The sequence below is a fragment of the uncultured Wocania sp. genome, from assembly GCF_964021735.1.
Lineage (GTDB): Bacteria > Bacteroidota > Bacteroidia > Flavobacteriales > Flavobacteriaceae > Wocania_A.
In genome coordinates, this window is record NZ_CAXIBN010000201.1 from 1 (window position 1) to 5,439 (window position 5,439).

At 31.8% G+C, this 5,439-nt stretch carries 6 protein-coding genes; all 6 read left to right on the top strand.

All coding sequences use genetic code 11. The annotated features are described in order from the left end of the window. The coding region (locus tag AADI82_RS13465) for a right-handed parallel beta-helix repeat-containing protein (RefSeq protein ID WP_341216944.1) at nt 1-2,178 on the top strand (2,178 nt) is incomplete at its 5' end. A gap of 15 nt (nt 2,179-2,193) precedes the next feature. Continuing rightward, on the top strand, nt 2,194-2,532 hold the full coding sequence (locus AADI82_RS13470; RefSeq protein ID WP_341216945.1) for a hypothetical protein: 339 nt from the start codon (nt 2,194-2,196) through the stop codon (nt 2,530-2,532). 252 nt (nt 2,533-2,784) lie between these two features. Continuing rightward, the gene (locus tag AADI82_RS13475; RefSeq protein WP_341216946.1) at nt 2,785-3,216 is read left to right on the top strand and encodes a DUF5675 family protein; all 432 of its coding nucleotides are present in this window, start codon (nt 2,785-2,787) and stop codon (nt 3,214-3,216) included. A 22-nt stretch (nt 3,217-3,238) separates the two neighbouring features. After that, nucleotides 3,239-3,439: a hypothetical protein gene (locus AADI82_RS13480; RefSeq protein WP_341216947.1), complete on the top strand. Its 201-nt coding sequence runs from the start codon at nt 3,239-3,241 to the stop codon at nt 3,437-3,439. Beyond that, nucleotides 3,432-4,046 (top strand): hypothetical protein, encoded by a 615-nt coding sequence (locus AADI82_RS13485; RefSeq protein WP_341216948.1) that lies wholly within the window; start codon nt 3,432-3,434, stop codon nt 4,044-4,046. The genes AADI82_RS13480 and AADI82_RS13485 overlap by 8 nt, the downstream gene beginning before the upstream one ends. 6 nt (nt 4,047-4,052) lie before the next feature. Beyond that, nucleotides 4,053-5,327 carry a hypothetical protein gene (locus AADI82_RS13490; protein ID WP_341216949.1) on the top strand — a complete coding sequence of 425 codons (1,275 nt, stop codon included), beginning with the start codon at nt 4,053-4,055 and terminating at the stop codon, nt 5,325-5,327. The last annotated feature ends 112 nt before the right edge of the window (nt 5,328-5,439 follow it).

Here is a 5,439-nt window from a genome sequence, read left to right on the forward strand (position 1 = left end):
AAATTAACAAATGGTACGCTATCATCAGCAACCGAAGACACCTTTATAAAAGCACATCCATATTTAGATATTCTTGGTTTAGATGTTACGCTTGTTGGAATAAAAGCCGAAAAAATTTATCCAGAATGGTTTGGAGCAGTTGGCGATAATTCAATAACTACTGATAATGTGTTAAACCTTCAAAAAGCAATCGATTTTGCTGAAGATAATGGCGTTTTAACTGTTCAGGGTGGTGCATATTACGCAAGTGTTTTTGAGCAAGAAAACCAATCACCATTAGTTATGAGTGCTTTGGTAATTCATAGCAATACAGTTATAGATTTTATAAATTCTTCTGGTTGGAAAAGCATCCCAAATCAATTCTATAAATCTACATTTATAGGCTTTGTTGAAGCTGATAATGTTATTTTGTATTCATCAGACAGAACAGGATTCTTAAAAGGTGATTTTCCTAATGGACGAGCCCTTGCAGAATTTAATACAGGTATTTCAACCATACACAGATGTACAAATATTTTAATTGAAGGTTTAGACATATCGTCTTTCGCAGGCGATAATATTAGAAACACACCTTACGATGGTTTTTACTCCAATGGTGGTGGTTTAGAACTTGGAAGCATTAACAGAACCACAGGAGCTTATGAAGCTTCTACAACAGAAATTCGAGACATTACACGTTGGGATTTGACACACTCGTCATTTAGAACAGACAGACAGCGTTTAACAGCATTTTCTTTGCATAACGAGTTTCACATCGTAGGTGCTGCTTATGGCAGTTTAGTTGGTGTTGATAACGGCTTAATCGATTTGTTTTTTTATGATGTAAATGGTGCGTTTTTAGAAGTTTACGAAGACACCGAAATGTATGATCGCATAAAATTTCCATCTGGGGCAACCGAAATGGCAATGGTTATTAAGCAGTCTAACTTAACCTATGCGCACAATGGAGATACAAACGATATTAGAAATGTTGCACCTAAAGTAAAAATTCAAGAAATAACAGTTGACCTAACTATTAGGGATAACTATATACATGATGCTGGTAGAAATAACATATCTGGTACAGGCTCACAATACGTTAAAGTTTACAATAATATTATTGCGTTTGCTAAAGGTTTTCTACCAATGGCAGGAATAGACATTGAAGATTATCATGAGGGTAATAAGTACTGGGATATATTTAATAACATTTTTTACGGCAACGGTAATTATGATATTGTTACCATTGATTCATGGCACACAACTGTTAGGAATAATGTATTTATTAGGCAAAAACCAAACACCCAACTGGCCACTATTACAGTAACAGGTATGGATAATATCATAGAAAACAATGTTATTAATTGGGGTCATTCCTACACTAATATTGGTTCTATTTGGAAAAATAACGAGTTTAAATTTTCATTACTAGAAACACGTGGTGGCGTTGTAGTTGACAATGTTATGACTGATAGTAAAATAAAAGTAAACCCAAACAGCGATTTAATTCTTGATGGTTTAATCATGATTAATTCGGTAGCAAAAGACCGACAAACCAGTTTTGACACCAGTATTGAAATGATTGAAAACGATTATAACAATACACTTAGCAATATTAATATAGTAGGTGTTGCAGATGCTGCTTCGTTGATATTACGCGGTAAAAACACAACTATTAACAATATTACTTTAGAGAATAGCACTGCTAATATTTACATGCCTAATGTACATGGACTAAAATCAAAACAACCTGTTTTTGTTTGGTATACACCGAGTGCCAACGAGTATGTTTTATATAAAGATTGGGAAGTAAAAGGTGCTGATGCCTATATAAGATATAGAGGTAACGATGCTGCAACGGGACATTTTGAATTCGATAATTTAAGACTAGAAACGGAAAGGATTGCTTCGGGTATTTATGCTATAGATATTGATAACGATTTAGGTTCTTTTAAATTAAAAAACTCTACAATTATAGATAGGGGTACAACTTCAACTAACTGGCATGTTATCAATTTTGATAAAACTATCACCAAGTTTAGAGTTCAAAACAGCGAGTTTGAAACCGCTACATCTGGTAGTTTGTTAGATTTAGGTACAAGTGTAGAAGCTGCTAGTTGGTTATATAAAGATAATATTTTCACAAATGTAGTCTTGAACAATACTACTGGTACAGAACAAAATAATTTTGAAGAATAATTAAAAACTAGAGTTATGGAAAAAATAAAAGAACAATTATGGTATTATACATTTGATTGGAGTATGATTTGGGTGTGTGTCGCTGCTGTTTTAGTGCATATACTTTATTTAGAAATAAACAAAAAACCTACTTCAGCTAAACTAACAATTAAACATTATTTATTTTATGCTTTAAGCTCTTTGGTTGTATTAGCTTTTATTAGTGAAGTAGCTAATTGGGTATTGAGTAATTATACATCTGCATCTATCGATGTTAAAGATGGTGTAAGTCATTTTCTAGCTGCATTAAGTGGTTTAGGTGGTGGGTATATAACATCAAATCTAATTAATAGAATCCAGAAAAAATCAAAATAGATATGCAAGCAGAAACATTAAAGATAACTTTTGCAGCATTCTATCTAGTTGTTACATCACCAGCTGTAGTTTCTATTTTATCATCAATTGTATTTATTATTTACATAGCCTCTATGCTTAAAATAAATGTGGTTGATAAAAAGTACAACAAGAGTTGGGGTAATTTTTTTAAGAGTTGGCTTTTGTATTTCAAAAAAAAACAAAAATAATGCTATTACGGTTTTCCCGTAAAATGCATAGATATTTAAAGAAATGAAAACAGCATATATAACAAGATATAATGGCGATAAAAATCAGAGTTTGGGAAATCTTATTGTTTTTAATAGCAATAGGTCTTTGGTTTTTAATTCTCATTTGTTGGAGCGTGGTTGGCAAGATAATAAAAGGAATATTTCGTGTATTCCAGAAGGCACGTATAAGCTAGTTTTAGAGTACTCACATAAATTCAGTCGTTACTTATGGGAAGTAAAAGGTGTGCCGAATAGAAGTGAATGTAAGTTTCATGCAGCTTCATTTTGGAAAAACCTTAACGGATGTTTTTCTCCTGGACTTGCTAAATGGGATATTAATAACGATGGTTATAAAGATATGATTTATAGTACAGACGCTTTAGAAGAATTTATGGATGCTATGGGTAGCGATACTGAAGCACGATTAGTTGTAATAGATGATTATGCAGCTTAATAGTAAACAAATAAAAAAGTTAATGGGGATAAACGAAAAATACGAGCAAATTTTACAACCAGACGAATTAATAAAATCGTTTAATACAATGGTTTGTTTTGAAAACTGGTGTAAAGAAGGCTCTGTATTAGATTTAACTGAAGCTTTAAATGTTTTTGAAGTCTTTGAGCTTTACGAGTATTGCGAGGTAATTAAGAAGGTAATTGATTTAAAAAATGCTTAACCTACTAAACATTAATAATTTAAAAATATACTTAATAGTTATAGGCATCGGTCTTGCTATATGGTTTTACAAAGACTACCAACACCAAAAAGCTGAAAACATAAGGCAAACAGAAAACATATCGCACATTAGAAAGTATGATAGTTTAAAATTCGCTTCGCAAACCTACACTAAAAAAGAGCTTAACGAATATCTTGAATATAACAGACAAGACTTGCAAAGATTCTTAGAGGAAAATAGAATTAGAACAAATCGAATAGAACGCATAATAACGCAATCACTAAGATACGAAGATAAGACCAATAATACTATTAATCTACAGCCTATTTTAGATGCAATTAACCAAAAAAGAGAAATAAAAGTACCTATAATAGATAGCACAGATTGTTTAATTATAAAAGGTTTTGTTGCTTTTGACAATGACACTTTAAGTTTGAATATAACTGAAAGGAAATTTAAAAATAAAAGCGATGTTGTTACTTATTGGGAGCGCAACCAATGGAAGTTGTTAGGAATAAAAACTAGATTGTTTGGAAGAAAAAAAGCTACTGTAATAATAAAGGATGATTGCGGAAACACAGAGACTTTTGTTATAGATAAAAAATAGAACAATATGATATTTAACTATGATGATTATTTCGATGAAGCTTTATACTTGTATGAGAACGACGAAAACATTTCAGGAGATAAATCCGCAGTATCTCGATTTTTAAAACATAAATACAATATCAAAAAATCTGATGGAGCTATACGGAAAGCTATATCTGAAAGACTTAACAGTTATTATGCAGATAAAGAAATTGTAGAGCAAAACGTTAAGCTTTCTAAAGAGAAACAAAAAGCTCAAGATAAAAACAGGATAGCCAACAAATCCTTTAGAGAACATGCAAGACTAGAAAATGCTTTAGGGGATTTCGCGAAAGCTCAATTAGAAGTATATAAAGAACACGGAAAAGCTTTAAAAAACATAAATCTCACAACGCTAAAAAAGAATAATAACACTTCTGGAGTTGGTGTGATGCAGATTACAGATTTGCACGGAAATGAACTTGTAAATCTTCCACATAACAAGTATGATTTTAACATAATGGCTAAACGATTAAAATTATATGTTAGCCAATGTATTGAAGATTTTAAATCAAAGAACTATGAAAAGGTAGCTATGCTCTTTACAGGCGACCTTTTAAATTCTGACAGAAGATTAGACGAGCTTTTAAACGCTTCCACAAATAGAGCTAAAGCAACTTCTTTAATGAGGTATATTTTATTGCAAGCTATTTTAGAAGTTAGAAACTCAGGTTTTGAAATCACGATAATTTCTGTATTAGGTAACGAAAGTAGAGTAGGTAAAGAAATGCCTTTTAGCAACGAGGGGCTAAGTGATAATTACGATTTTATGATAATGGATGGTATTAAGCAAATACTTTCATTTAGCGATATTAAAGGTATTTCATTTGGTAGCTTAGACAAGGTTGAAGAAGTTGTTGAAATAGATGGCAAAAACTGGCTAATCTCACACGATGTTAGCAGAATGACAAGCCAACAACAAAAGGCTCAATCTGGTATAGGCAGGTATTCTTTAAATGGTGTTAAAATATCTTTTATGATTGGAGGGCACATTCACGCAACTAACGTAACTGATATATCGGCTAGATCCGCTTCTATGGTTGGCGCAAATTCATTTAGTGAAAACGCTTTAAATCTGGCGGGTAAAGCAGCGCAAAATTATTACCTATGTAAAAACGGACGTATTAATACAGTAGTAGTAGATTTACAAGATGTAAACAATATTGATGGTTATGAGATTATAAGCCAGTTAGAAGCATATAACGCTAAATCGGTAAGCAAACTAACTACTCCGATAACAGTTTTTAAGGTTGTAATCTAATTATCCGTTAAAAAGCGAATATTTGCAATTATCTGCTAAAAAGCTAATAATTTACAAATCCTTATCCTTAAAATAATCTTCTTTATTTTTCGGCTCTTTGTAGTTGTAATAG

Bases quoted from the DNA above. Each gene is read 5' to 3' on its own strand.
- AADI82_RS13470 (WP_341216945.1), top strand. From the start codon at position 2,194: ATGGAAAAAATAAAAGAACAATTATGGTATTATACATTTGATTGGAGT.
- AADI82_RS13475 (WP_341216946.1), top strand. From the start codon at position 2,785: ATGAAAACAGCATATATAACAAGATATAATGGCGATAAAAATCAGAGT.
- AADI82_RS13480 (WP_341216947.1), top strand. From the start codon at position 3,239: ATGGGGATAAACGAAAAATACGAGCAAATTTTACAACCAGACGAATTA.
- AADI82_RS13485 (WP_341216948.1), top strand. From the start codon at position 3,432: ATGCTTAACCTACTAAACATTAATAATTTAAAAATATACTTAATAGTT.
- AADI82_RS13490 (WP_341216949.1), top strand. From the start codon at position 4,053: ATGATATTTAACTATGATGATTATTTCGATGAAGCTTTATACTTGTAT.